This window comes from Acidilobus aceticus, assembly GCF_055392325.1.
The window spans coordinates 188,573-210,866 of record NZ_AP042407.1 but is presented as its reverse complement, the minus strand read 5'-3'; the positions used below and the strand labels follow the sequence as shown (position 1 = coordinate 210,866).

The following is a 22,294-nucleotide window of genomic DNA, read 5'->3' as shown; positions in this document are numbered from 1 at the left end:
TTTGCGGCTGCACAGAGCTTAAAAACTAGGCCGAAAGCCAAGAGTGCTGGTGGGCCCGTAGTCTAGATTGGTTAGGACGCCGCCCTGACACGGCGGAGGTCGCCGGTTCAAGTCCGGCCGGGCCCACCACCTGCCTGTAAGTTGGCCGGCCCCTACGCCCTGAAGGGCAAGGCTTGTCGTTCGTTCTGTGCCATGAAGGCAAGCGAGTTATGTACATAAACGTCCCTAAATTCAGCAGCGTAGTGTAAGGGGTTTCAGGGCTAGAGATCATGACGAAGCTGTTGGTGCTGAGCGACGCTCACGGAAACCCTTATGCCTTACGTGCCGTTATTAGCTCTGAGAGCTACGACGAGGTGCTGTTTCTTGGGGACGCCGTGGACTATGGCCCAAGGCCAGGCGAGGTTATAGACATACTTAGGTCCGTTGGCGCAAGGGCTGTCATGGGGAACCATGATAACGCCTTGGTTCACGGCGTTGACTGCATGTGCGGCGAGGAGACTCACTGGGTAAGCGTCTTCTTCAGGGAGAACTTCACGAAAAGGCTGGTTTCCCGTGGCGATTTAGCGTTTATAGCTTCATGGCCTGAGCGGCTGGAGCTCGACCTAGGCTACATGGGGAGGTCGATGGCAGTTCACGGTTCCCCCTCAAGCCCCCTTTACGGCTACGTCTATCCATGGCTTGATGACGACTCCGTAAGGAAAATGCTAGTGAGGAGCCTCAGGCTCTCATTGCCCGCTGGCAACAGGCCGGGCTATTCCATGTACCTGGTGGGGCACACGCATTACCAGTTTATGAGGAGGGTCGGGGGCAGTCTCCTCATGAACCCGGGCAGCGTGGGCCAGCCAAGGGACGGGGACCCGAGGGCGGCCTACGCGGTCATTGACGTTGATAACGGTAAAGTGGAGCTAAAGAGGGCCAAATATGACGCCAGCCTCGTTGTCAGGGACCTTGAGGCCTTAGGGGTGCCGGAGCCCTACATGGGTGCCCTTAAGCTGATGTTCCTGGAGGCCAGGGTGCCTTCAAGGGCCCGGGGCTTAGCTAATTAACGTTCTGAACCAAAGGATCAGGTGGCCGATGAGCGATAGCAAACCGGCTGAAGCGGTGATTGAAAGCTCTCGTGCGAGGCCGAAAAACACGTAGGCCCAAAAAGTCATTGAAGAGATGCCGGCTCAGCCTATGTAAAGTATGGGGCCCCCGTAGACCTCGTCAAGGAACGCCTCGGCGCCCTTTATGTCGTCAACCACGTCCGCTAGGTCCTCCTTCTTAATGTTGTAGAACTGGGCCGCCAGGGGACAGGCGTATATCTTGAACGAGTCCCTGTAGAGGTCCTTCAGCTCCTTTATCCACGAGTACCAGTCCTTGACCTTGCCGGAGCTGATCGACTCCTTGAGGTTCTTCAGGTAGGTCTCCACGTAGGGCTTGAAGTACTGCGGGAACGTGGTCAGGTCTATGTCGTCAGTGCTCAGCTTGGGCAGGACGTCCTTCTTAAAGGCAACCAACCCCTCGTTAACCAGGTGCACCCTTACGTCATAGCCCATGGCCAGCGCCGTGGCGCCGTATATTATTAGGCAGCATATCCTGTTGGAGGCGCCTGAGGCGAACACTATACCCAGCTTCCTCTTCCCCTCGCTCAAGGCTCTCGCCGCCCTTTAGAAAAACGCTTGAGGCTATTATAACTTTCTCTATATAGAGCAAACTAACGCCCGTAGGCCCTTGTCATGTCCCTGAGCCTTCTCGCGGCCCTCCTGAGCCCGTCAAGCGATTCAAGCCTCCACCTCCAGTTGTTGCCAACAGTGCCCGGCGTGTTCATCCTGGCCTCAGGGCCCAGGCCGAGCACGTCCTGGACTGGGAAGATGGACACGTCTGCCACGCTCATCATGGCGAGCCTTATGAAGGCCCAGTTTACCTCCCTAGTATCCCTGAGCCCCATGTAGTTCATTGCCTCGCGCCTCGCCCTGGGGGAGGCCTCGTGGAAGAACCAGCCAACTATTGTGTTGTTGTCGTGGGTGCCCGTGTAAACAACGAAGTTCCTGCCGTAGTTGTGCGGCTTGTACGGGTTGTCTGGGTTGCCGTCCCAGGCGAACTGCAGCACCTTGAGGCCAGGGAGGCCAAGCCTGTCCCTGAGCTGCACCACGTCAGGCGTTATGAACCCCAGGTCCTCAGCTATGAGCTGGAGCCTCGGCACCTCCCTCATAACCCGCCTGAAGAGGTCCTCCCCGGGACCCCTGGCCCACCTGCCGTTGACGGCGGTCTTCTCGCCCGCCGGCACCTCCCAGTAGGCGGCGAAGCCCCTGAAGTGGTCAAGCCTGACGGCGTCGAATAACTCCGAGGCGTGGGCGAACCTCCTTATCCACCAGGAGTACCTCTCCCTCCTAAGCGACTCCCAGTCATAGACGGGCGTGTTCCACAACTGCCCCGTCCTGCTGAAGTAGTCGGGCGGCACCCCGGAGACGTAGGTTGGCCTGAGGTCACGGCCCAGCTTGAATATCCTGGGGTTCGACCACACGTCAGCGCTGTCATAGCTCACGTAAATCGGTATGTCACCTATTATCCTTATGCCGAGCCTCCTCGCGTGAGCCCTGAGCGAGGACCACTGCGAGAAGAACTCGTACTGGATGAAGTGCTCAAGCTCCACCCTCTCCTTCAGCTTCTCGCGCCAGGCCTGCAGCTCGCCCCTATCCCTGCGCCTAAGGCCCTCGGGCCACGAGGACCAGTCGGAGCCCTTGAAGCGCTCCCTCAGCGAGACGTAAAGCGCGTAGTCCTCAAGCCACCAGGAGTTCCTGTCAAGGAACCTGTCGTAGTCGCCGCTGGGCTTAAACCTTGAGAAGGCCAGCCTTAGGAGCCTCATCCTGTGCTCATACGTAAGCCCGTAGTCCACCCTGTTCGGCTCTCCCCGTGGGAGGGAGGCGAGCTCATCAGCCGTGAGGAGCCCCTCGTTTGCCAGCAGCTGGGGGCTCACCATTATGGGGTTTCCAGCGAAGGCTGAGAGTCCGCTGTAGGGCGAGTTGTCGTGCTCAGGGGCAGTGGGGCTCAGGGGCAGCACCTGCCAGTACCTCTGCCCCGCATCCCTGAGTATTTCGAGGAACTCGTGGGCTGAGGGGCCCAGGTCGCCTACCAAAGGGGAGCCTGGGAGGGAAGTTATGTGCAGCAGTAGGCCGCTTCCCCTTTCCACTTAGCTTCCCCGCTTGAAATGCTGACAAAGAAAGAAGTTTATTAAGAAAAAGGGTTACATGCCTGGCTTAAGCCCAGCCCTCAAGGCCCTTATCGAAGCGCCTGAGGCGCCGGCCGATAAAAGCATGAGCGAGGCGAACGAGAGCGTCACCCCAAGCGACGAGAACGGCGTCAGGCCCATGCCGAACAGGTAGTCAATTCCGGCCATGGAGCCTGGGGAGTACACGGAGCTGAGCGGGAGCCCCAGGGCGGCGTCAAGTATCATGGCAAGCGTCATAAGCCCTGCTATGGCGGCCGTGAGAGCATACGCCGCCCTCAGGGGCCTCAGGAGGAGCGTCACCCCCGCCGCCACACTGAAGGCCGTGTAGGCGGCCAACAGGTAATAGTGAAGAGGGGCCGTGGCCCTAAGCGCAGGGTCAAAGGCCAGCAGGTAGCCCTCAGGGATGAGCGATAGCAGTGACAGCGCTGGCGCCGACTTGCGCGGCCCGAGGAGCCCTAGGCCAAAGACAGCGGCCAGCGAAAGTATGACGACAACAACAAACGCGCCGAGAGGCGCGAGGCTCGAGCTTGAGGACGAGGGTGATGGCACGGTAGTGGTGTAGGTGCTTGTAGTAGTTACGGTTTTCGTTGTAGTCACAGTGGTCGTGGCAGCGCTGGACGGCGTTGTAGTTGTAGTAGAAGTCGCGCTGGTAGTTGTAGTGCTCGTTGTAGTAGTTGTTGTGGCAGTGGTGCTATTGGACTTAACGTAGACGTAAATAGTTGCCGGCGAACTTGACGGATCGTCTCCTGTGGCGCTGACGTTGACCTCGTAGACTCCGGAGGGGGCATTAGAGGCCACGGTTATTGTCAGCTTGCCTGAAAACGTGGGGTCACCTGACGAGGGTGACGCCGTGACGCTTACGTAGCTGGACGACGTTACTATCTTGACGTTGGTTCCCCAGGTGTTGCCGCTCACCAGCTTAACTGTAAATGATATTGTCGTGGAGCCTCCTGGGTATAGGGTGACGTTATTGGCGCTCACTACCACCTCTGAGGCCCCGTAGCCGTACTGGGCCATGGCCACGGAGGGCAGTAGGGCTATGAGAAGGGCTGCGAGGACAAAGATGCCTAGGAGTCTCACCTTACCCACCTGCGTGCCCCCTGAGGGGCGATGGGCTTACGCCTATCTCTATAAGGAGAAATACCTTGCCTGCCCAGGTATAGACAGATATATATGATTTCTAAAAGAAAGGTATTCTCTCAGAGCAGCCATTTAAGTTGGCGTCGGGCTTATTGGTATGGCGAGGGAGCCAGCAAGAGGGAGCGGCTTGCAGGGGCTCGAGGAGAGGCTAAGGAGGCTGAGGGAGCTTCAGGACGCCATACTGAGCTGCAACAGGTGTCCAAGGCTCAGGAGGTTTGACGTCGAGGTTGGCCTCAACCCGCCCAGGAGGTTCAGGGGCCAGGCCTACTGGTCGAGGCCGGTTCCAAGCCTTGGGGACCCCCTGGCCCCAATAGTGGTGGTCGGCATGGCTCCAGCCCCTCACGGCGGCAACAGGACAGGCAGGATGTTCACGGGGGATCAGTCAGGGAACAACTTCTTCAGGGCTCTTTACGAGGCCTGCCTGGCTAACAAGCCCACCAGCGTCAGCAGGGACGACGGGCTTCAGGTGTACCACGTTTACATAACAGCCTCGCTTCACTGCGCCCCGCCTGATAACAAGCCCCTCAGGGAGGAGATAGGCAACTGCTTCCCGTACCTCAAGGAGGAGCTGAGCCTCCTGCCCAACGCCAGGGTCTTCGTGGCCCTGGGAAGGCTGGCGTTTGACCAGCTCTGCAAGGTCTTTAACGTCAGGTTTGAGTTTAAGCACGGGGCCGAGTACAGGCTGCCGGACGGCAGGTGGCTCATAGCCAGCTACCACCCGAGCCCGAGGAACGTGAACACCGGGACGCTGACGATAGAGGACCTCAGGAACATCTTTGAGAGGGCTAAGCAGCTGGCCGGCATAGGTGATAAGTGTGAGAGGCCCAGCTGAGGTGGTGCCCAACCTCTACGCGGGGCCAGGCTGTGTCGACTTAGATGAGTACGACATAAAGGTAGACGTGATCATAACGCTTGATCCCTCGTGCCCGGCGGAGGCGACGGGCTCCTCGAGGGAGGTCTACCCCATAAGGGACATGGAGGTGGAGCCCATAGGTAACACCGCCTCCGCGATTGCTGCAATAGCAAAACACCTTGAGCAGGGAAGGAGGGTTTACGTGCACTGCTACGCCGGCTGCGGCAGGACTGGAACCGTGGTCTCAGGGTACCTGATACTCTTCAGAGACATGAGCCCTGAGGAGGCCGTGAACGCCTTCGAGGGGGCCAGGGGCTGCGGGCCGGAGTCCGAGGAGCAGCTGATGTTCCTCGACCTGCTTGAAGTGATGAAGAGGAGGCTGGGGCCGTGGGGCACAATAAGGGAGCTGTCGCAGGGGATGGGGCTTGGCGACGTCCTCTCAGGTATATGAGTGCATGGCCAACGCCTCGGCGCTCTCGCTCGGGGCAATCCTTGAGCCCCTTGCGCATCCAAAGCCCGGGGCGGTGACAAGGGTTGAGGGCCAAAGGGACAAGGACATCTTCGACTTCGCGTTAAACCACGAGGCGGTGGAAAGGGGCGCGCTGGTCGCCTGCGTTAAGGTCGCTGAAGGGGCGGAGGACCCTATAGCGGCTGGCCTTGAGGAGTACCTGAGGGCAGTTAAGGAGATGAGGCTAAGGGCAAACGTCGGCCTGGGCCAGGCCCTCATGATAATTCCCTTGGCCTCGGCGTCGCTGGGCAGGCCAGACATTAAGGGCCTCTGCAGGAGGGCCAGCGAGCTGGTCAGAAGGTCAACGCCCAGGGCCTCCGAGGTCTACTATGAGCTTCTCAGGCTCTTCACGCCGTCGCACCTGGGCAGGTACTGGGGGCCTCTCCCTGACGTCAGCGAGGGCAGACCCACGGTTGGCCTTGGGGAGGTGTTAAACGCCGTTGACGATATAACGTCCCAGGAGGTCGTCAACGGCTACAGGCTCACACAGGTCGTGGCCGAAATTATGAGGAGAGAGGCTAAGGAGGGGTACGAGAGGGCCCTGGTTAGGGCTTACTCATACTTAGCCTCGGCTGTGCAGGACTCCCTGCTCGCAAGGTCTAAGGGTATCAGGGCGTCACTCATAGCAGTCGCAGAGGCATCATTGGCAAGCAACTTTGAGCTGTTAGACAAGCTATGGAGGTCCCGGAGCTGGAACCTAGGCTCCATTCTCGATGTCCTGAGCGCGGCGGCCTCCCTGCTGGCCTATGAAAGCCTAGCCCTAATATAAAAACTTATTAAAAAGTGATAAAAGCGAAAGAAGATCAGAAAACTTAATGGAGTAGCTGCGTGATGTAAGGCTAATGCTATTCGGCCTCACGGCCACGTCGTCGTATATGTTGCAGTTACGCCATCAGAGGTCGATGCTACTATTTCTACAGCCGTGCCTGACGCTGGCGGTGTTGACAGCGAGCATGTAAAGTAAAGGGTAACGCTCTTGCCTGGAGGTATGGTAGTTGAAGAAGAAGGTGATGGCGAGGATGTGCTACATATAACGGAGGAGGTGGTCACGTTCTCAACAGCCATGTAGTTAATGGTGGCTGCAGTTCCGCCTACGTTTTCAACCGTAGCGTAGACTGTATAACCTCCAGTACTTGAAGTTATGTTCCCTCCAACTACCTCTATCTTCGTGTATAAGCCTGCATTGCTGGTGTGAACGCCACCTACAAGGCCGCTGAGCCAGGCGTATATAAGGACCGCGGCAGCTATTGCTATTATTATTAACATAACTACTGCAACTATATCTGAAATGGACCTCCTACTTCTTGCCATGCCCGGCGCCTAAGGTTTTTATACCAAAATATACCTAAATGCGTTTTTCTCTTCCCTCCTTTAGAAATCATATATGATAAGGCGTGATAGGTATTACCCAGGCTCAAAAAGAGAGCCCCGGCAGCTTTCCAATGCCCAGGGCATAGTTGGTCAGCTTAACTGACTGCTCGCCGTCGCTGAGGCCTGTGAGCGCCCTTATGGCATCTACGTTTTCTGGTACCACTATGGACTCCTGGTGGACGGCCTGTATGAAGGACACCTCGTCTCCCTTGGATAAGACGCTCTCCTCAAACACCACGAGCTCAGGCACGTCACCCCTGGGCCTAATGTGCCTAGCCGCATCAATGATCTGGGAGGTGCCCTCCACGCCAGACTTTGAGGCGCTGACCACCAGTACCCTCGGCGACGACCTCAGGGCGTCGAGAACCTCCTCCCTTGAGGCGTTCCCCTTAAGCTTCATCGTCACGTAGTGGACGTGCATTAGGGTGGTGGGCACCACCACGGCGGCCGTAGTTATGTCGAGCCAGGGGAGCACGGTCCTCACGTCGCCCGCGTGGTGGCTGGGGACCCTGGGCGGGTTGAGCACAACTGAGTTTATGGGACCCCTCTTGACCTCGTGCATGTCGGCCGCCCTCCTGACAAGGAACGCGTTGACCGCCCTGACACCCACGGCCGAGTTGATCGCGCATATGGACCTCAGGAGCCCCGTCGTGTTGCACGAGACCACCCTGGCGCTGTCCTTGCCGACGGCCTCATCGTAGTTGCACAGCGCGCTGAACGAAACCTGGGCTACAGAGGCCTCCTCGCCCCCCTGGAAAATCGCCTTGACGCCGGCCTCCCTGTAGAGCTTAGAGTAGGTGGCCCCCACGCCGTCCGGGGTCGCGTCAACTATGACGTCAACCTCCCTCAGCAGGTCCCTTATGGTGCCGCTGACCTCAAGGCCCGCCTTCCTGAACCTCTCGGCCTCGGCCTCCCCCGGCACGTAGACCGGTATCCCAGCGCTCATGGCCTGAGCGGCCGCGTAGTCAGGTTTTGTCTTAACCACGCCCACCAGCTCCATGTCAGGCTGGAGGCCCGCCGCCCAGGCCACCCTCCTGCCTATGGTTCCATAGCCGTTTACCCCTACGGCGACCTTGCCCCTCACGGCCACCCTCCCCTGGCTATGAACTTTGAGTAGGAGTAGGCCAGGGCCTCGACGCCCGGCATCTTAAGCCCGGCCGCAAGGTAAAGCATGGCCCCTCCGGCGGTGCTCGTGTAGCCAACGGCCTTCCTCAGGCCCTCCTCGACCCATGACAGCGCGGCGCTGGCGTGTCCCCCGCCGACAAGCACGAAGGCCCCTGACTTCAGCGCGGCCTCAAGGAGGGCCACGGTGCCCCTCCTGAACCTCGGGTCCTCCACCACGCCGGCCGTGCCCTTGAATATCACGGCGTCAGAGGCGTCTATGACGTCCCTGTAGGCGGCCACGGTCATGGGGCCTACGTCCTTGGGCACGCCGCTCAGCTCCTGCCCGGCCTCCTGGACCTCGACCTCGCCGTCGGGCCTCTCGACGACATAGTCTACTGGAACCATGACCTTGCCCTTCTCGAGGACCCTCCTGGCCCCCTCAATGACTTCAACTCCAAGCGACTTAACTATGTCCTCAGCTGGCCCCAGGTACTGGCCGTAGGCCTTGGCGAACGTCAGGGCCACGAGGCCCCCAGTCATAACTGTTCCCTTGCCTATCAGGTTTGGCATAACTTTAACTACGTCGTCAACCTTGGAGCCCCCTATGAAGAATGACCTTGAGCTCACGTCAAGCACCTTGGAGAGCCCCCTGAGCTCCGACTCCATGACCCTGCCGGCCACCGAGGGGAGGACGTAGGGGAAGCCGGCGACGCTCGGCTGGCTCCTGTGGGCCGTGGCGAAGGCGTCACCTACATATACGTCAAAGTGGGGGGCAAGCTCCCTGACCAGGAGCGTCTTAACGAGCCTCTCGGGCTCCGCCTGTATGTTCTCCTCGGCAAGGAGCCTGACGTTGTCTAGGATCAGGACGTCGCCGGGCTCCAGGGAGTCTATTGCCCTGAGGGCCTCAGGCCCCGTGACGTCCTTAACGAACTTCACCGAGGTGCCTACCAGGGGCTCGAGGGCCCTGGCGTGCTGCTCAAGGTGGTCGAAGTCGTCACCTCCAGGCCTGCCCTGGTGGGCCATGACTACAACCTTCGCCCCGGACTCGTGGAGCTCCCTTATGGTCTTGGCGTGGGCCTCTATCCTGCTCCTGTCAAGGAGCCTGCCGTCCTTCATGGGGCTGTTTATGTCAACCCTTGCCAGGACTCTCTTGCCCCAAAAGTTAAGGTCGTCCATGGTGCCTACTATAATTCCCCTGAACCTCACGTGAAGCAAGAGGCGCACCAAGCATCTTTCAGAACCAGAAATATAAAAATTTTGAAACAAGGGGCCTAACAATAATAGGCCTTGCCTCCCCCCGGCGTCCTGAGTGAGGGAGTTGAGGATCAGCTGGTGCGGGCAGTCATACTTCATTATAGGGAGCGGCAACGCGAGGCTGGCCATAGACCCTCACGACGGCGACAGCCTGGGGCTGCCCAGGTGCGAGGCCAAAGCAGATTACATTCTGGTGACCCACGACCACTACGACCATAACTCCGTTGAGACCGCCAGGGGGCCAAAAACTAAGGCCGTGGCGTTCTCAAGGGAGGGCTCCTTCACTCTGGGGCCCTTCTCGGTGACCGGCTTCAGGCTGCCCCACGACCCTGAGGGCGGATCCAGGTATGGCTGGACCACAGCCTACCTCGTTGAGGCGGAGGGACTTAGGGTTATGCACATGGGCGATGTGGGCGTGGGCCCTGTGGACTATATAATCAGGTCAGTGGGCAAGGTTGACGTGATCATGGTGCCTGCCGGCGACGTGACCACCGTGAAACAGGCCGAGGCCCTTGACTGGGCCGCGAGACTTGGGGCAAAGCTGGTGCTGCCCATGCATTACTGGGTCGCTGGGTCTAACGTGCCGCTCGACCCAATAGACGTGATGCTCTCGCTCTGGCATGGCTCTGTGACAAAGTTAGGCGAATCTCTGGATATCGAGCCAGGCAGGCTTAACGGCCCTGCCCTCGTAATATTACCCCTGGAAAGTGAGCCGAGTTGAGCAGGGCGCCGCCCTTTGCCACCGGCAAGGTGGTTAGCGATTACACGCCGCTCTTCCTCTACTGGGAGAGGGCCAGGGCCGAGGGCAGGGAGGACCTGGTGGAGAAGTCCATGCTGAGCGAGGACGACTTCAAGTTCATTGAGGGCCTGGTTAAGTCGTCGCCGTCAATGACCCTCCTTGAGCTGGTGGACGCGATAATGACCAGGTTTCAGGGCAGGGTTGACCCAGGCGTTGCCTCAAGGGCCCTGGGGGAGCCCGAGGATGTTGCCGTCGAGAGGCTCCTCTTTATAATAGCTGGGTGGCTGGTTGAGGCGGCCGAGTCGTTCATGATGCTGGGCCTTAGGTCCAGATACCAGATGCCTAAGGATTAACCTTCTCGTCAACCTGCTCCGGGAGCCTCCTCGAGGAGAGGGAGGCCAGGCCTATCTTAGCGGCTATCTCTGAGAGCTTAACTGAGAGCCTTGGATCTGCGACCCCCCTCTCCAGGGACCAGTTCACGTAGTCGTCTATCCCGTCAAGGAGTTCGGCGGCCACCATCCTTGAGATCTCCAGGGCCTCCTCGGGGCTCGCGGACTCTATGGCCCTTTCAAGCACCCTATCTGATGGGTGCGTCTCACCCTTGAGGTACTTGCTTATGGCCGCCGGCGTCACGCCTAGCTCTTCTGCCAGCTGCCTCACGCCCCTTCCTGAGGCCATCAGTTCTATGATCTTCCTTCTGGTCTCTTTCCCCAGCAGGTGTACATAACTGGGCAACAGCCGCACCGTGGCTTGCTAGGCCATCAAGCTAATTGGGGTGTTAGAAACCCTTCGTGGGCCTTACGCCTTATAAATGCCTGGGAAGTTCCTACATCCCGCCTGAGTGCGACAACAGCGCAAGAAGGTCGAACTAGCTCTATAATAAAGGCTCAGAGGCCCAGGGGGAGCCTTGAAGAGCGGCGGTTGGGGGCCCCGACGCCCCTGCGTATCTCTACATCTATCCTGGCGTCCATCATGGAGCTCTTGGCCTTAAGCTCCTGTATGGAGCTCTCCACCACGTCCTGCAGCCCCTTGGGGGTGCCAACCTTCTCCAGGGCCTCCTTGCCCGAGGAGCTCACGACCAGCTTCTTGTACCTGGGCTCCGCCTCAAGAAGGCCAACATATAGCAGCGCGACAACGTCGTTCTTCAGCGCCGGACTGTAGGGGTCCTGTCCCACCTTGAAGAACTGGTAGCCCAGGTCGAAGCCCTTCTGCTGAACCTCGCTAACTATCATGTGAAGGGTCCTCTCGTGTATGGGGCCCAGCCTGCTGACCAGGTACACCAGCGACATGAGCTTAGGGTTCTGGAGCACCTTGTCCTTGGTGACCACCTGGGTAGGCGTTATCCTGAGCTCCTTGGCTGACCCTGCCTTCTCGTCAACGGAGGCCTCCTTAAGCTTTGGCTGCTTTCTACCTCCCATAACCTCTCACCTAACGGGCTCACCTGTTTAGGGTCCTCAGGCCTTTAAAAAGTAATGCTCAATGGTTAACTCCATGAGCTCCTCTTGTTGACATAATCAGAGCATATAATCTTTACAGGAGGCGCAGTTGCAGGGGGTAGTATGTCCAAAGGCTTGGCCTTCCTGCTGGCGTCGCTAATAATAATAGCGTCGTTAGCTGCCACGTCGCCTTCCGTGGCAAGGGCCCAGCAGGCGTCGTGGAGCAGGAGTACCTGGATACTTTTGCCTGCCGTGGAGGGCACAAGCGGGGTGGTGACGAACACGACAATAACTCTGTCCTACCCGGGCAGCGGCCAGGTCACGGTGAGCGACAACACGGGACCAGCGCAGCCGTCAACGCTTTACAGTATGGAGACGGCGTTCATGGTAGCCATGACTTACGCTGGCCTGAACTGGAGGTACTACAACCTCAACGTTCATATAAATGTGAGCGGCCAGATATCGGGGCCGAGCGGCAGTTTTGGCGTGATGCTTGCAGTCTACACTTTGGCCACAGGCCTAAACGACACGTACCTCCACAGGTTCGCCATAACGGGGGCGGTGTCACCCTCGGGCCTCTCAGGCCCCATAGGAGGGCTTCCCTACAAGTGCGAGGCGGCGAGCAGCAATGGCCTTGGAATAGTGTACCCGGTGGGCAACCTTGAAACTGGCATAGCGTCGTGCAACGACACGGACCAGGTGCCCGTGGCCGGCATAGTGGACGCCCTTGTTAAGGTTCTTCACTCGTACAGGTTCAATGTAACGCTGAGCGTGGAGCCCCTGCCCATGTTTAACGCAGTGATGGAGAACGTCGCCACGGGCTTCATAAATGAGTCCACCTCGCTCCTGCGCGGCGTGAACCTGTTTGATGAGCCGCAGCCCCTTCAGGGGGAGGTGGAAGGTTACATAAATGCAAGTGAGCAGGATATAGGCCTGGCCGAGAAGTTCCTCAAGACTCTCTCATACGCGGCCGCCAGCTACGCGTTCACGGCTTACATCAATGCCCTGGCAGCCAACTACACAGTTTGGGCCTACAGGGCCTACCAGTCTGGGGAGGGGCTCTCCCAGTTCTTCTCATCCCAGTCGAGCGCCATAACATCTGAAGCCGAGAGCCTAATAGCTCAGGCCGTAGCTTATACCAACAGCTCTAACGGGCTCGCATATGACGAACTCGCGGCGACCGCCTTTGCGAGGCTGGCCGACTCCATATACTACGCGGGCTACGCCTCAAGTATATCCCAGGAGGTAAACGTCAGCGGCGCTTACCTGCCGGCCTACTACCTTGGGGTGGCCAAGGCAAGGATACAGAGCGCCATAGGCTGGCTGATCGCGGCCAACGCTACCAGGGGGACAGGCCCCCTGATATCCCCTCAGTTCGTCGCCTCAACTGCAAGCTCCGTGGGAGCCTTTACTGACACGGCGATAAGGTATGCTAATTCCCTGATAAGTTACTATGTACAGGAGTTTGAGAGTGTAGGGGACATAGCGGACGCCCAGGTGCTGCAGTCCATGGAGAACGACCTCAGCTTCCTCGTCAGTGAAGGCGATCACATGCTCTCACAGGGGTACTACCTGGCGGCCATAGGTGTCTATGAGGACGCCCTCACAAACGCCCTTAACGTCATATTCATAGAGACCCAGAGCTTCTCAAACCCAGCTGTTATCAGCGCTTACGCGAGGGAGCTCGAGATGGAGTACTCCCTGCTGGGCTCCGCGCTGTCGATGAGGGGGCTCAGCAGCTCACTTGACGCCTCATACATGAGCTATGCCACCACGTTGATGCCCTCGGACCCGCAGGACGCTATCTACATAATGGAGAGCGCCGTGGTCGACGAGCTGGTGTGGTACATAGGGGCTGTAGGCTACAGCGGCGGCGAGCCTCAGGCCGTAAGCACATCGCAGTCAGGCCCCAGCCTGGGCGCGACGCTGGCCCTCGTGCTCGCCGCCATGGCTGTGGGCGCCATGGCAGTGGCGGCCATCTCGCTGAGGTCATATAAGAATTACATAAGGAGCGTCAGCCGCCCATGAAGTCAAGCAGCGTCTTCCTCGCCCTCGCAGGCTCCTCCGCCTCCTCAGCAGCCTCCTTGATGTCCTTTGCCAGGTAATCCTTTAAGTCCGGCTTGTAGAGTGCCGCAGCAGGGTGATAGGTCGGTATAACAGTTAGTTCAACGCCCCCTATGGAGACCTTCACCTTCCTCCCCCTCTCGGCTGTGACCCCCCTCCACTGCTTTCCCGCAAGGGACATGAGGGCGGAGCCGGCGGTGTTGCCAAGGGCCACTATAACCTTAGGCCTGACTAGCGATATCTCCTCCTTCAAGAACCCTATGCATGCGGCCACCTCGTCCTCCGTTGGAGTCCTGTTGTTCGGCGGGCGGCACTTTACGACGTTAGTTATGTAGACGTCCTGCCTCCTGAGGCCCGCCTGCTCAAGCAATGAGCTAAGGAGCTGCCCAGCGGCGCCCACGAAGGGCCTTCCCTGCTCGTCCTCGTTCTTCCCCGGGGCCTCACCAACCAGCATAATCTTTGCGCTGAGGTTCCCCTCCCCTGGCACCGCGTTAGTCCTCAGCCTGTGGAGCGGGCAGGCCTTGCAGTTCCTCACCCTCTCCGCTATGTTGTCGTAGGAGGCCTTCTTGTTGTCAAGGCTCACCGGGGACACCTCCAGGCCTAAACAAATGTTTTTGGGAGAGGCTAAAGCCCGTCTCGCGGCGGTTTTACCCAATGCTCTTGGCGGCCGCCGCGGTGACCTGCACCAGCTGCCCCTTACTGGCGTTTGAGAGGCTAATCACTATAATGAGGTAGGTAGACCTATACGATGCGTACACGAAGGTTATGTTATAGACAGGCGCGTAGGGCTGGACTACGACATAGGTTATGCCGTCAGCGGTCTGAGGCGCGATATTAAAGTGACCCTCCACAGCGCTCATGGTCCAGTTTATCTGAGTGGAGTTAGTCGCCCTGAAGACCTCTATGCCCAGCTGGTAAGTTGTGTTAGGCGACACCTTAGAGTAGTAGAAGTACCCTGTGACCCAGAGGGGGTAGCCGCCGTTGGCCTGGCCAGTTGGGCCTATGAGCTCAAGTCCATTGCTCAGGTTCAGGGTCTTGCTGGTGCCGTTGAGGTATCCAACGTCCAGCTGACCCTTCTTTAAGTTCACGACAGCTACAAAGGAGCTGTTGCCCAGCATCGTCCAGTTGCCTCCCAAGAGCGAGGAGAGCTCGCTTGAGTTAACGGCGCCAGGCTTGGCCGAGAGCAGTTGCCCTAGGCTGGTGCTGCTTGAGGGCTGCGTTGCTGGGTGCCTTATGACAATAAAGTAGTAAAGACTGCCAATGACCGCTATCGCTATCACGGCGGCGACCGCCGCCAGCACCTTCAGGTTCAAGTCAATCACGTCAAAAGTTACCTTGTACGCGGCGTTTTTATGCTGATCTGGGGAATAGCTTATAGCTGCAACGATTCTACGAAGTTTAACAGCTAAACGTAGGCGCGAAACGCTGATGGGGCTTTGACGAGACCTCTAGAACGAACTGGAACAAAACAGAACAAAACTAAAACACTAAAAAGTTAAGGTAATAATAATCTATCTTAAAGTAATTCTCTTGCGGTCTCTTTTTATCATTAATAGTATTACAGTTATGAGCCTGGTCCTCAGCCCTGCGCCATCACTTCAACCTGGAATGTTATACCATAGGCAGAGTCCTGTCCGTCCACGTCATAAACCCTAACTATGTAGTTGCCCGGCTTCACATGCATGGGTATCTGAAGGATGATCGTTGAGTTCTGCCCTAGGGGTACTTCAAGGGCGAAGCCCGTTGAGTGGGTTAAGTGCCCAGGCAGGTCGTACTTGTTGGTTATATCGCTTGAGGGTATGTGGGCCAGCTGGCTTTCATTCCACTGGTAAAGCACGGTGCCGTTAGGGTAGAGCACCTGGACAAGCGATATGAATCCGCCGTAGGTGTCAGGCCCTGCTACCCTGGCTACCTGGAGGAAGAGGGTGCCGTTCTCGTAGAGCCTGGTCCCGTAGAGCTCGTAGGCCGGAGTCTTGGAGTAGTTCACGAGGTGGCTCAGGCCGCCGAAGTTTATCTGGTACATTGCAAGGGTAACCCCAGTGACGAAGATGAATGCTACTACGGCTATAGCCTCCATGGACTTAACTGAGACGCTCATGAAGCTCACCCCTCACCACAGCGGTATGTGCATTTTACCTACCTTCAGGCCCTGCGGGAACCTGCTTGAGAGCAGCTGGTCCAGCGAGAGCCACCTGCTTCCAGTGAAGATGAACATGAAGGCCGCAGCTCCCTCAACCACTGCTATCTGCCACTCGTCAACGCACGTGGGCCCCAGCCAGCCCGCCCCTAGCCCTATGCCCCACGAGAGCAGGGCGAGCGCAAGGCCCGAGAGCCTGGTGAAGAGGCCAAGCATCATCAGGAGGCCGAAGAGCGCCTCCATAGCCGTGAAGAATATCAGGAACTCATAAAGGAGGGCTGGGTGCAGGAGCACGTATTCAAGGGTGCCCCTTATTGGTGCCCACGCGTGGGGCAGAAACGTTATCAGTTTGCCTCCGACGTAGGCCGAGGAGTGAGGGTTCAGCTTGTCTGGGACGTTTATGGTTCTCCTCACGAAGGCCGAGAAGAACATGAAGCCAAGGGTCACGCGGAGTATAGGAAGGTACATCTGTGTGGTCTCAACGCTCCTGCTCATATATCTCACAAAACTTTTAAGTAAAACGATTTTGTTTAAACGTTTTTAGCAAGTAATTAAATATATCAATTAAGCTCATATAAATAACTTTATAACTATTTTATTGTTTAATAAAACTAGCGACTGCGGCAACCTATGTGGTGCTCCTGACTACATACCTTTCATGGCTGAAGGTGAGGTGGTGGGGCCGCCGGGATTTGAACCCGGGATCACGAGGGCCCAAGCCTCGCATCTTACCAAGCTGGACTACGGCCCCATGGTGGGTGTGATCCCTCCATACATTTAAGCTTTAGGATTCAGGCCCCGTGGGCCCTCATGACGCCGGGGGTGGGATTTGAACCCACGCACCCTTGCGGGTAACGGGTCTCGAGCCCGTCGCCTTGGACCGCTCGGCCACCCCGGCTCGTGTGCTAACTTGTTACGAGGCCCTTTTATCGCTTCCACCCAGGACAGCTGGCTTCGGCAACGTTAAGGTCCTTGCAGCAGAGTTCATTAAGTTACTTTAAGGTCCCCAAGGGAGTATGTCGTGAGGTAGGGCAAGGTGGTCAGCAGGAAGGCCTTCGCCCAGGCAATAAGGATGCTCACGTCTAACAACGTCAAGTTCACGCTGATAGGGGGCAGCGTCATAGCAATAGCGGTAGGCGCGAGCGACCTAGGCGATGACGTGGACCTCTTCGCAGAGTCCCCCAACGTGATAGATAACGAGGACGCGTACCGTGCTATGGCTGAAGCCAACTCGTGGGACTACGGGCAGACGTGGCTCGGCACCCCCAGGATAACTATGCTAGTGGAGGGCGAGGAGGTGCCGGTGGAGCTCTACGACAACCTTTATGACTTCTATGTGCCCGAGGACTTCATATCCAGCGCAAGGAGGGTTGAGGTGGAGGGCGTCAAGGTGAAGTCCATAGGCGTGGAGCACTACCTGGTGCTTAAGGCCAGGGCTGGCAGGGAACAGGACGAGGAAGCCCTGAAAGAAATAGGGGGTCTTGTGAAGGGCGGCAGGCTGAGGGTGGACAGGGGCAGGGTTGAGGAGCTCGCGGGCGAGTTCGACGAGAAGCAAGTTATACTTAGGAGGCTCCGGGAACACGGCATAATTTAGCATCACATGAATAGCTTGAGCTAATATTCCCTAGCCGGTCAGGGCTACTGGGTGCCGCACGTGAAAAGGCTAGCCAAGATAATGGTTACCATGGGTCCCTCGACGCTTGACTACGCCATAGTCAGGAGGATGATGTCTGCGGGGGCCGACGGCTTCAGGATAAACATGAGCCACGGCGATGAGAAGCAGTGGGCCACGTTCCTTGAGCTTATAGACAAGGCGTCCCAGGAGCTCGGGGTTCACGTAGCCAAGGTAGCGGACCTTGAGGGGCCGAGGGTCAGGCTGGGCGAGTTCCAGGGGGTCGACATAGCTCCAGGGCAGCAGGTCAGGTTTAAGTACAAGGATGCCCAGGGCGAGGGCATACCTGTTGACAACAGGGCCTTCTTCGCATCCCTTGAGAGGGGCGACAGGGTGCTCGTGGACGATGGTAAGGTCGTGCTCTCCGTGGAGGACATAGAGAGGGACTCCGCCACGCTCAGGGTGATAAGCGGCCAGAGGCTGGAGCCAAGGAAAGGTGTCGTGCTGGCCGGCAAGGAATATGACCTGCCCCCGGTTACTGAGAAGGACCTGCAGAACATGAAGTTCATAGCTGCCAACAACTTCGACTACGTTATGGCCAGCTTTGTCAGGAGCGCCAGGCATGTGGAGATCATAAGGAAGGCCCTGAGCGACGCTGGGGCTAAGGACGTGAAGCTGCTGGCAAAGATAGAGACGCCTAGCGGGGTCAACAACATAGACTCCATACTTGACGTAGTGGACGGTATAGTCGTGGCCAGGGGGGACCTGGGCATGCACTTCCCACTCGAGGACATACCGGTAATTCAGAGGAGGATAATAGAGGCCGCCAGGAGGAAGCTGAAGCCGGTGATACTGGCAACGGAGATATTCATGAGCATGATAGAGAGGCCCCTGCCCACCAGGGGCGAGATCTCCGACGTCTACGCAGGCATTGAGGAGGGGGTCGACGGCTTCCTGGTGACCTCGGAGACCTCCATAGGTAAGTATCCTGCCGAGGTGGTCTCGTGGCTGAGCAGGGTAATAGAGGAGGCTAACAAGAACGTGAGGCCCAGGCGCGTCGACCAGCTGACGTCAAGCCTGGAGAGCAGGATATCGAGGGGAGTGGTGGAGATGGCGCAGAACGTTGGCGCTTCGGTGGTGGTCTACGCCCATGACTTTGACGTCGCCAGGCTAATATCAGCGTTCAGGCCGGGCACATCGATATACGTGGGCGTGCCCACGACTCAGCTGGCCAGGCAGCTCTCGCTGCTCTGGGGCACAGTGCCAGTAGTAGTGGGGCCTGCCGACAGCGAGGAGCAGGGGCTTGAGGCCACGGAGAAGGAGCTCGAGAGCAAGGGCATAACTGGGCCCGGAAGCCTGCTGGTGGAGCTGTCCTGGACCCCGGACAGGAGCACCGCTGTAGTTAAGGTAAAGCAGGTCTTCTGAGCTACCTCCTTGACTTTGACAGCACAAAGACCCCATCCTTGACCTCTAGGACCCTCTTAGACGTCAGCCTGTCTATCGCCAGCCTCCAGTAGCTGCCGAAGTCCTCAGGCTTAACGCCGTACCACTCAATGAAGAGCGACTTAAGGCGGTCCTCGCTCAGGCCTCCCTTAGCCCTCTCGTCCTCCCTGAAGATCCTCTCTATGAACTGCGTCAGGTCCTCAAGGCGGGTCCACGGGTACTGGAACCAGGCCCAGTCCTTAACTTCAAGGTAATAGTAGTCGGGCTTGAACTTGGCTACGGGGCTTATCCACTGCAGCGCTGCAGTCCTGACCTCCTCAGGCTTCCACTCGCTCGCGATGAAGTCCTTCGCTAGGGCAAGCGTCTCGCCAGTGTCTACTATGTCGTCAACTACCAGGACCTTCAGGCCCTTGGCCTCAACCGAGTAGGGGTTCCTTATGATGGCCTTCTGTGACGCCTTAGCGGCCTCGGTCCAGTGCTGGCTCTGCAGGCTCATGAGGTCACTTATGCCGAGGTAGTCGCACAGGAGCCTGGCAGGCACGTAACCGCCCCTCGCCACCGCCACAACCATGTCGGGAAGCCAGCCGGACTCCTCTATCTTCCTGGCAAGGCCAAGGCTCCACTCAACTACCTCGTCCCAGGAGACTAACTTGGTGACCACTTTGGGCACAGTTATCCCCACTGGAGCCACTTGACCACATTTAAAAATATATCGGAGGCTACGCTTTTGTGGGCCGGGGAGCCTATGGGAAGGATAATAGCCGTTGACATAGGCGCTACCAACCTGAGGGTCGCCCTGTTTGAGGGCGAAAGGCCCGTCGCTGTAAGGAAGACGCAGACGCCTAGGACCAGCGGCAGCGACCTAGTTAAGGCGATAGTAGACCTGGTAAGGGACGTGAGTGGGGGCTACGACTTTGAGGCCATAGGAGTGGCCTCCATAGGCCCCCTTGACCTAAGGAATGGGACCCTGCTCTGGGCCCCCAACCTGGGCTATGGTAACGTTAACATAAGGGACTCCCTGGGCAGCGAGTTCCAGAGGCCGGTCTACCTCACCAACGACGCGCTGGCAGGCGCCTGGGCTGAGAAGGTCCTGGGGGCTGGCAAGGAGCTCGAGGACCTGGCCTACGTCACTATGAGCACGGGCCTTGGAGTAGGCGCTGTAGTTGATGGTAACCTCATAGTTGGAAGGAGGGGCAACGCGCACGAGCTGGGACATAGCATAGTTGACTTCGAGTCCGAGCTCAGGTGCGGCTGCGGGGGCAACGGCCACTGGGAGGCCTACGTGGGAGGGAGGAACATACCCAGGACGGCCCAGTACCTAACGTCCAGGTGGTCAGGGCCTCGCACTAAGGCCTTCGAGCTCGCCTCCAGGGGCGAGCTCAGCCCAGAGGCCCTCTACTCAATGGCCAGGCAGGGCGACGAGTTCGCGCGCTACGCGGTGAGCTTCATAAACAGGGTCCACGCGGCCGGCATGATGAATATAATCGCCGCCTACGACCCCGAGGCCATATTCATAGGGGGCAGCATATACCTGTACAACGAGGACCTGATAAAGGGCGAGCTAATAGAGTTCATGAAGGAGTACGTGGGCGTCTTCGGCGTGCCTAGAATAGAGAGGTGCACGTTTGGGGACGACGAGGTGCTTTACGGTGCCGCGGCCACAGCGATAAATCCGCCGCAGGCCATAGCTAGGAGCGCCTACAGGCCAAGGTAGAAACACATTTTATTAGGTCACTTAGATGGCTGGATAGGGTATCCAGTGAAGGAGCTGAGGAAGTCGTCGGTCCCCGGCTACATGATATTTGCCCAGTCGTTAAGCTCTATAGCGCCCCTCAGCTCGACCGCCGCCCTGCTGACAATAGTCATGGCCCAGTCCCTAGCGTCAGCCCCTCTGGCCACAATCCTCGGCGTGGCCATGTATGGGATCTGGGTTGCCATAGGCTACAGCTACTCTAAGGTCATAGCTTCCTACGGCGGCACCTACGAGTTTGCCAGGAGGTCGGCCGGGGAGGGCATAGCCAGGGCCGTCGGTTGGACGTACTGGCTTAGCTACACCGTGTACATATCGGCCATCTCATCATACTTCGCTGGCGCAATGCTCCCCGTGCTGCTCCCCGCCTCGAGGCCGCTCACGGAGCTCGCGGCCATTTTAGTTCCGCTTGCCGTGGCAGGGCTTGCGGTGACTGGCACAACTGCCCCCCTGGGGATCACGCTCTTCACCTCAGCGGCGGAAGTCGTAGTGATCGTTCTGCTTGGAGCGTTAGTGCTGATGCGCACTGGGCTTAGGCCCCCCAGTCTCTCAGTGGCCCCCCAGGACCTCTTCGCAGGCTCCATGGCGGCCGCCTTCACTGTGGCAGGGGGCGGGGCCTCGTTCTTCATGGGTTACGAGGCCAGGAGGGGGTCAAGGGACGTGAGCCTCTCATTTCTTGCAGCTTTCCTAGTAGGCGCAGCGACCATATCCTTTGCCGCATACTACGAGGTCGCCGCGGCTGGCTTCACAGACCAGGGGGTCTCCTCGCTGCTAGCGGAGACCCAGTATCCAGGGCTCTGGGTAGCAGAGAGGTTCGTCGGAGGCTGGTTCCCCTACCTCTACGTGGCGCTTACCCTGAGCAGCCTCTTCGGCACGCTGGTGGCAGCCTTCATGGCAGTGCAGAGGCTGACCTACGCGCTAACTGGCATCAGGGTCGACAGGTCCGCGATGCTGGTCCTAGCAGTAGTTGTAGGAGTTAACCTAGTTGGAGCCGTGGCTGGGGTGCTTAACGTTTACTTCTACTCTGTAATAGTTTCGCTCACTGCGCTGTTCACTTCCCACTCAGCGATATCTCTGCTCTATGCTGCGTTCTCGCGGAGGTACCTGAGGAGCGCCGCGAAGGGTTTGCCGCTCGCCGTGGGGGGAGCGGCGCTGATGATAGCTGGGCTCTACTATGAGGTGATATCCCAGGGCCTCAGGGCGGCGCTGGTCGGGGTTCTGCCCACGGTGTGCGTGGCGGCGGCCGCAGGCCTCGGCGGAGCGGCTGCCTTCAGGGCTTTATATAGGCGTAGCCCTCCCTCTCAAGCTCAACTATCCTCTTGATGCCCGAGTCCACAACCTCAACGCCGTCGATGAGGTCCTCCTTCTTGATTCCGAGCGCCCGCAGCGATATCGAGCACACGAAGAACTTCACCCCCATGCTGAGGAGCTCATTAATCTGCTCCCTGGCGTAGTCGTCCAGGGACCCCCTAAGTATTGTCAGGGGTCCCCTGACGTTGAATACAAATGCCACCTCAGCGTTCTTCTCGCCGACGCTGTCGAGCAAATTATAGGCGTTCCTCAGGGCAGCCATCAACTTCTCACGCGAGTCCTCGTCAACATGTATGACTGCCCTATACCTGGCGCTCACGGTTGACCCCAGTGGCAGGGCTCCGCCGAAAATTTAAGCGGG

At 58.3% G+C, this 22,294-nt stretch carries 25 protein-coding genes and 3 tRNA genes; 12 read left to right on the top strand and 16 right to left on the bottom strand.

Annotated elements, in window-relative coordinates; all coding sequences use genetic code 11:
* Positions 1–51 precede the first annotated feature (51 nt).
* Together ACZ5OO_RS01050 and ACZ5OO_RS01045 are read left to right on the top strand one after the other, a co-directional pair.
* Positions 52–129: transfer RNA gene (locus ACZ5OO_RS01050), tRNA-Val, on the top strand.
* A 140-nt stretch (positions 130–269) separates the two neighbouring features.
* On the top strand, positions 270–1,046 hold the full coding sequence (locus ACZ5OO_RS01045; protein ID WP_464078322.1) for a metallophosphoesterase family protein: 777 nt from the start codon (positions 270–272) through the stop codon (positions 1,044–1,046).
* Positions 1,047–1,169: 123 nt separating this feature from the next.
* Here the strand turns inward: ACZ5OO_RS01045 and ACZ5OO_RS01040 are convergent, their stop codons facing one another.
* From ACZ5OO_RS01040 to ACZ5OO_RS01030, 3 genes are all read right to left on the bottom strand, one after another.
* Complete coding sequence (locus tag ACZ5OO_RS01040) at positions 1,170–1,634, bottom strand: DsrE/DsrF/DrsH-like family protein (RefSeq protein WP_013266817.1); 465 nt, start codon at positions 1,632–1,634, stop codon at positions 1,170–1,172.
* A 62-nt stretch (positions 1,635–1,696) separates the two neighbouring features.
* Positions 1,697–3,172, bottom strand: coding sequence for a 4-alpha-glucanotransferase (malQ, locus tag ACZ5OO_RS01035; protein ID WP_464078321.1), 1,476 nt, complete (start codon positions 3,170–3,172; stop codon positions 1,697–1,699).
* Positions 3,173–3,226: 54 nt separating this feature from the next.
* Positions 3,227–4,300 (bottom strand): hypothetical protein, encoded by a 1,074-nt coding sequence (locus ACZ5OO_RS01030; RefSeq protein ID WP_464078320.1) that lies wholly within the window; start codon positions 4,298–4,300, stop codon positions 3,227–3,229.
* Positions 4,301–4,478: 178 nt separating this feature from the next.
* Between ACZ5OO_RS01030 and ACZ5OO_RS01025 the strand changes: the two genes are divergently transcribed.
* Genes ACZ5OO_RS01025 through ACZ5OO_RS01015 form a run of 3 tightly spaced genes read left to right on the top strand, consistent with a single transcriptional unit; the run spans position 4,479 to position 6,481 of the window.
* Complete coding sequence (locus tag ACZ5OO_RS01025; RefSeq protein ID WP_238523589.1) at positions 4,479–5,183, top strand: uracil-DNA glycosylase; 705 nt, start codon at positions 4,479–4,481, stop codon at positions 5,181–5,183.
* The gene (locus ACZ5OO_RS01020; RefSeq protein WP_013266813.1) at positions 5,167–5,655 is read left to right on the top strand and encodes a protein-tyrosine phosphatase family protein; all 489 of its coding nucleotides are present in this window, start codon (positions 5,167–5,169) and stop codon (positions 5,653–5,655) included. The genes ACZ5OO_RS01025 and ACZ5OO_RS01020 overlap by 17 nt, the downstream gene beginning before the upstream one ends.
* Complete coding sequence (locus tag ACZ5OO_RS01015; RefSeq protein WP_464078319.1) at positions 5,630–6,481, top strand: triphosphoribosyl-dephospho-CoA synthase; 852 nt, start codon at positions 5,630–5,632, stop codon at positions 6,479–6,481. The genes ACZ5OO_RS01020 and ACZ5OO_RS01015 overlap by 26 nt, the downstream gene beginning before the upstream one ends.
* An 86-nt stretch (positions 6,482–6,567) precedes the next feature.
* On the opposite strand, the gene ACZ5OO_RS01010 is transcribed toward ACZ5OO_RS01015, so the two are convergent.
* The 3 genes from ACZ5OO_RS01010 to ACZ5OO_RS01000 form a co-directional block, all read right to left on the bottom strand.
* Positions 6,568–7,023: a hypothetical protein gene (locus ACZ5OO_RS01010; protein ID WP_464078318.1), complete on the bottom strand. Its 456-nt coding sequence runs from the start codon at positions 7,021–7,023 to the stop codon at positions 6,568–6,570.
* Positions 7,024–7,126: 103 nt separating this feature from the next.
* Positions 7,127–8,173, bottom strand: a complete 1,047-nt coding sequence (locus ACZ5OO_RS01005) for a type II glyceraldehyde-3-phosphate dehydrogenase (RefSeq protein WP_464078317.1) — start codon at positions 8,171–8,173, stop codon at positions 7,127–7,129.
* Positions 8,164–9,411, bottom strand: a complete 1,248-nt coding sequence (locus ACZ5OO_RS01000; RefSeq protein WP_464078540.1) for a phosphoglycerate kinase — start codon at positions 9,409–9,411, stop codon at positions 8,164–8,166. Before ACZ5OO_RS01000 ends, ACZ5OO_RS01005 begins: the two co-directional genes overlap by 10 nt.
* Positions 9,412–9,496: 85 nt before the next feature.
* Between ACZ5OO_RS01000 and ACZ5OO_RS00995 the strand changes: the two genes are divergently transcribed.
* Both ACZ5OO_RS00995 and ACZ5OO_RS00990 read left to right on the top strand, forming a co-directional pair.
* The gene (locus ACZ5OO_RS00995) at positions 9,497–10,162 is read left to right on the top strand and encodes an MBL fold metallo-hydrolase (RefSeq protein WP_464078316.1); all 666 of its coding nucleotides are present in this window, start codon (positions 9,497–9,499) and stop codon (positions 10,160–10,162) included.
* Positions 10,159–10,533: a hypothetical protein gene (locus ACZ5OO_RS00990; protein WP_464078315.1), complete on the top strand. Its 375-nt coding sequence runs from the start codon at positions 10,159–10,161 to the stop codon at positions 10,531–10,533. The genes ACZ5OO_RS00995 and ACZ5OO_RS00990 overlap by 4 nt, the downstream gene beginning before the upstream one ends.
* On the opposite strand, the gene ACZ5OO_RS00985 is transcribed toward ACZ5OO_RS00990, so the two are convergent.
* Together ACZ5OO_RS00985 and ACZ5OO_RS00980 are read right to left on the bottom strand one after the other, a co-directional pair.
* The gene (locus tag ACZ5OO_RS00985) at positions 10,523–10,924 is read right to left on the bottom strand and encodes a helix-turn-helix domain-containing protein (RefSeq protein WP_464078314.1); all 402 of its coding nucleotides are present in this window, start codon (positions 10,922–10,924) and stop codon (positions 10,523–10,525) included. The two genes, ACZ5OO_RS00990 and ACZ5OO_RS00985, sit on opposite strands and share 11 nt — an antisense overlap.
* Positions 10,925–11,067: 143 nt before the next feature.
* Complete coding sequence (locus tag ACZ5OO_RS00980; protein ID WP_013266805.1) at positions 11,068–11,598, bottom strand: hypothetical protein; 531 nt, start codon at positions 11,596–11,598, stop codon at positions 11,068–11,070.
* A 141-nt stretch (positions 11,599–11,739) separates the two neighbouring features.
* Between ACZ5OO_RS00980 and ACZ5OO_RS00975 the strand changes: the two genes are divergently transcribed.
* On the top strand, positions 11,740–13,644 hold the full coding sequence (locus ACZ5OO_RS00975) for a hypothetical protein (RefSeq protein WP_464078313.1): 1,905 nt from the start codon (positions 11,740–11,742) through the stop codon (positions 13,642–13,644).
* On the opposite strand, the gene udg is transcribed toward ACZ5OO_RS00975, so the two are convergent.
* The 6 genes from udg to ACZ5OO_RS00945 form a co-directional block, all read right to left on the bottom strand.
* Positions 13,631–14,263, bottom strand: a complete 633-nt coding sequence (gene udg / locus ACZ5OO_RS00970) for a type-4 uracil-DNA glycosylase (protein ID WP_464078312.1) — start codon at positions 14,261–14,263, stop codon at positions 13,631–13,633. The two genes, ACZ5OO_RS00975 and udg, sit on opposite strands and share 14 nt — an antisense overlap.
* A gap of 64 nt (positions 14,264–14,327) precedes the next feature.
* Entirely contained in the window at positions 14,328–15,002 is a 675-nt protein-coding gene (locus ACZ5OO_RS00965) for a hypothetical protein (RefSeq protein WP_013266802.1), read from the bottom strand.
* A 257-nt stretch (positions 15,003–15,259) separates the two neighbouring features.
* Positions 15,260–15,778 carry a TQO small subunit DoxA domain-containing protein gene (locus ACZ5OO_RS00960; RefSeq protein ID WP_464078311.1) on the bottom strand — a complete coding sequence of 173 codons (519 nt, stop codon included), beginning with the start codon at positions 15,776–15,778 and terminating at the stop codon, positions 15,260–15,262.
* Positions 15,779–15,790: 12 nt separating this feature from the next.
* A complete protein-coding gene (locus ACZ5OO_RS00955) occupies positions 15,791–16,312 on the bottom strand; it encodes a TQO small subunit DoxD (protein ID WP_464078310.1) in 522 nt (173 codons plus the stop codon).
* Positions 16,313–16,491: 179 nt separating this feature from the next.
* Positions 16,492–16,568, bottom strand: a tRNA-Pro gene (locus tag ACZ5OO_RS00950).
* Positions 16,569–16,631: 63 nt separating this feature from the next.
* A tRNA-Ser gene (locus tag ACZ5OO_RS00945) sits at positions 16,632–16,715 on the bottom strand.
* A 138-nt stretch (positions 16,716–16,853) separates the two neighbouring features.
* Between ACZ5OO_RS00945 and ACZ5OO_RS00940 the strand changes: the two genes are divergently transcribed.
* Complete coding sequence (locus ACZ5OO_RS00940; protein WP_464078309.1) at positions 16,854–17,411, top strand: nucleotidyltransferase; 558 nt, start codon at positions 16,854–16,856, stop codon at positions 17,409–17,411.
* Positions 17,412–17,471: 60 nt separating this feature from the next.
* Positions 17,472–18,854, top strand: coding sequence for a pyruvate kinase (pyk, locus tag ACZ5OO_RS00935; protein WP_013266798.1), 1,383 nt, complete (start codon positions 17,472–17,474; stop codon positions 18,852–18,854).
* A gap of 1 nt (position 18,855) precedes the next feature.
* Here the strand turns inward: pyk and ACZ5OO_RS00930 are convergent, their stop codons facing one another.
* Complete coding sequence (locus ACZ5OO_RS00930; RefSeq protein WP_048812991.1) at positions 18,856–19,542, bottom strand: phosphoribosyltransferase; 687 nt, start codon at positions 19,540–19,542, stop codon at positions 18,856–18,858.
* A gap of 75 nt (positions 19,543–19,617) precedes the next feature.
* On the opposite strand from ACZ5OO_RS00930, the gene ACZ5OO_RS00925 reads away from it, so the two are divergent.
* Positions 19,618–20,586 (top strand): ROK family protein, encoded by a 969-nt coding sequence (locus tag ACZ5OO_RS00925; RefSeq protein ID WP_148217149.1) that lies wholly within the window; start codon positions 19,618–19,620, stop codon positions 20,584–20,586.
* Positions 20,587–20,631: 45 nt separating this feature from the next.
* Positions 20,632–21,945, top strand: coding sequence for an APC family permease (locus ACZ5OO_RS00920; RefSeq protein ID WP_464078308.1), 1,314 nt, complete (start codon positions 20,632–20,634; stop codon positions 21,943–21,945).
* Here ACZ5OO_RS00920 and ACZ5OO_RS00915 read toward each other — a convergent pair.
* The gene (locus tag ACZ5OO_RS00915; RefSeq protein WP_048812807.1) at positions 21,893–22,252 is read right to left on the bottom strand and encodes a DsrE family protein; all 360 of its coding nucleotides are present in this window, start codon (positions 22,250–22,252) and stop codon (positions 21,893–21,895) included. The genes ACZ5OO_RS00920 and ACZ5OO_RS00915 overlap by 53 nt on opposite strands.
* Between the last annotated feature and the right edge of the window lie 42 nt (positions 22,253–22,294).

Excerpts from the sequence above, each read along its gene's own strand:
- ACZ5OO_RS00925 (WP_148217149.1), top strand. The coding sequence starts at position 19,618 with ATGGGAAGGATAATAGCCGTTGACATAGGCGCTACCAACCTGAGGGTC.
- ACZ5OO_RS01045 (WP_464078322.1), top strand. The coding sequence starts at position 270 with ATGACGAAGCTGTTGGTGCTGAGCGACGCTCACGGAAACCCTTATGCC.
- ACZ5OO_RS00955 (WP_464078310.1), bottom strand. The coding sequence starts at position 16,312 with ATGAGCAGGAGCGTTGAGACCACACAGATGTACCTTCCTATACTCCGC.
- ACZ5OO_RS00980 (WP_013266805.1), bottom strand. The coding sequence starts at position 11,598 with ATGGGAGGTAGAAAGCAGCCAAAGCTTAAGGAGGCCTCCGTTGACGAG.
- ACZ5OO_RS00960 (WP_464078311.1), bottom strand. The coding sequence starts at position 15,778 with ATGAGCGTCTCAGTTAAGTCCATGGAGGCTATAGCCGTAGTAGCATTC.
- ACZ5OO_RS01010 (WP_464078318.1), bottom strand. The coding sequence starts at position 7,023 with ATGGCAAGAAGTAGGAGGTCCATTTCAGATATAGTTGCAGTAGTTATG.
- ACZ5OO_RS00975 (WP_464078313.1), top strand. The coding sequence starts at position 11,740 with ATGTCCAAAGGCTTGGCCTTCCTGCTGGCGTCGCTAATAATAATAGCG.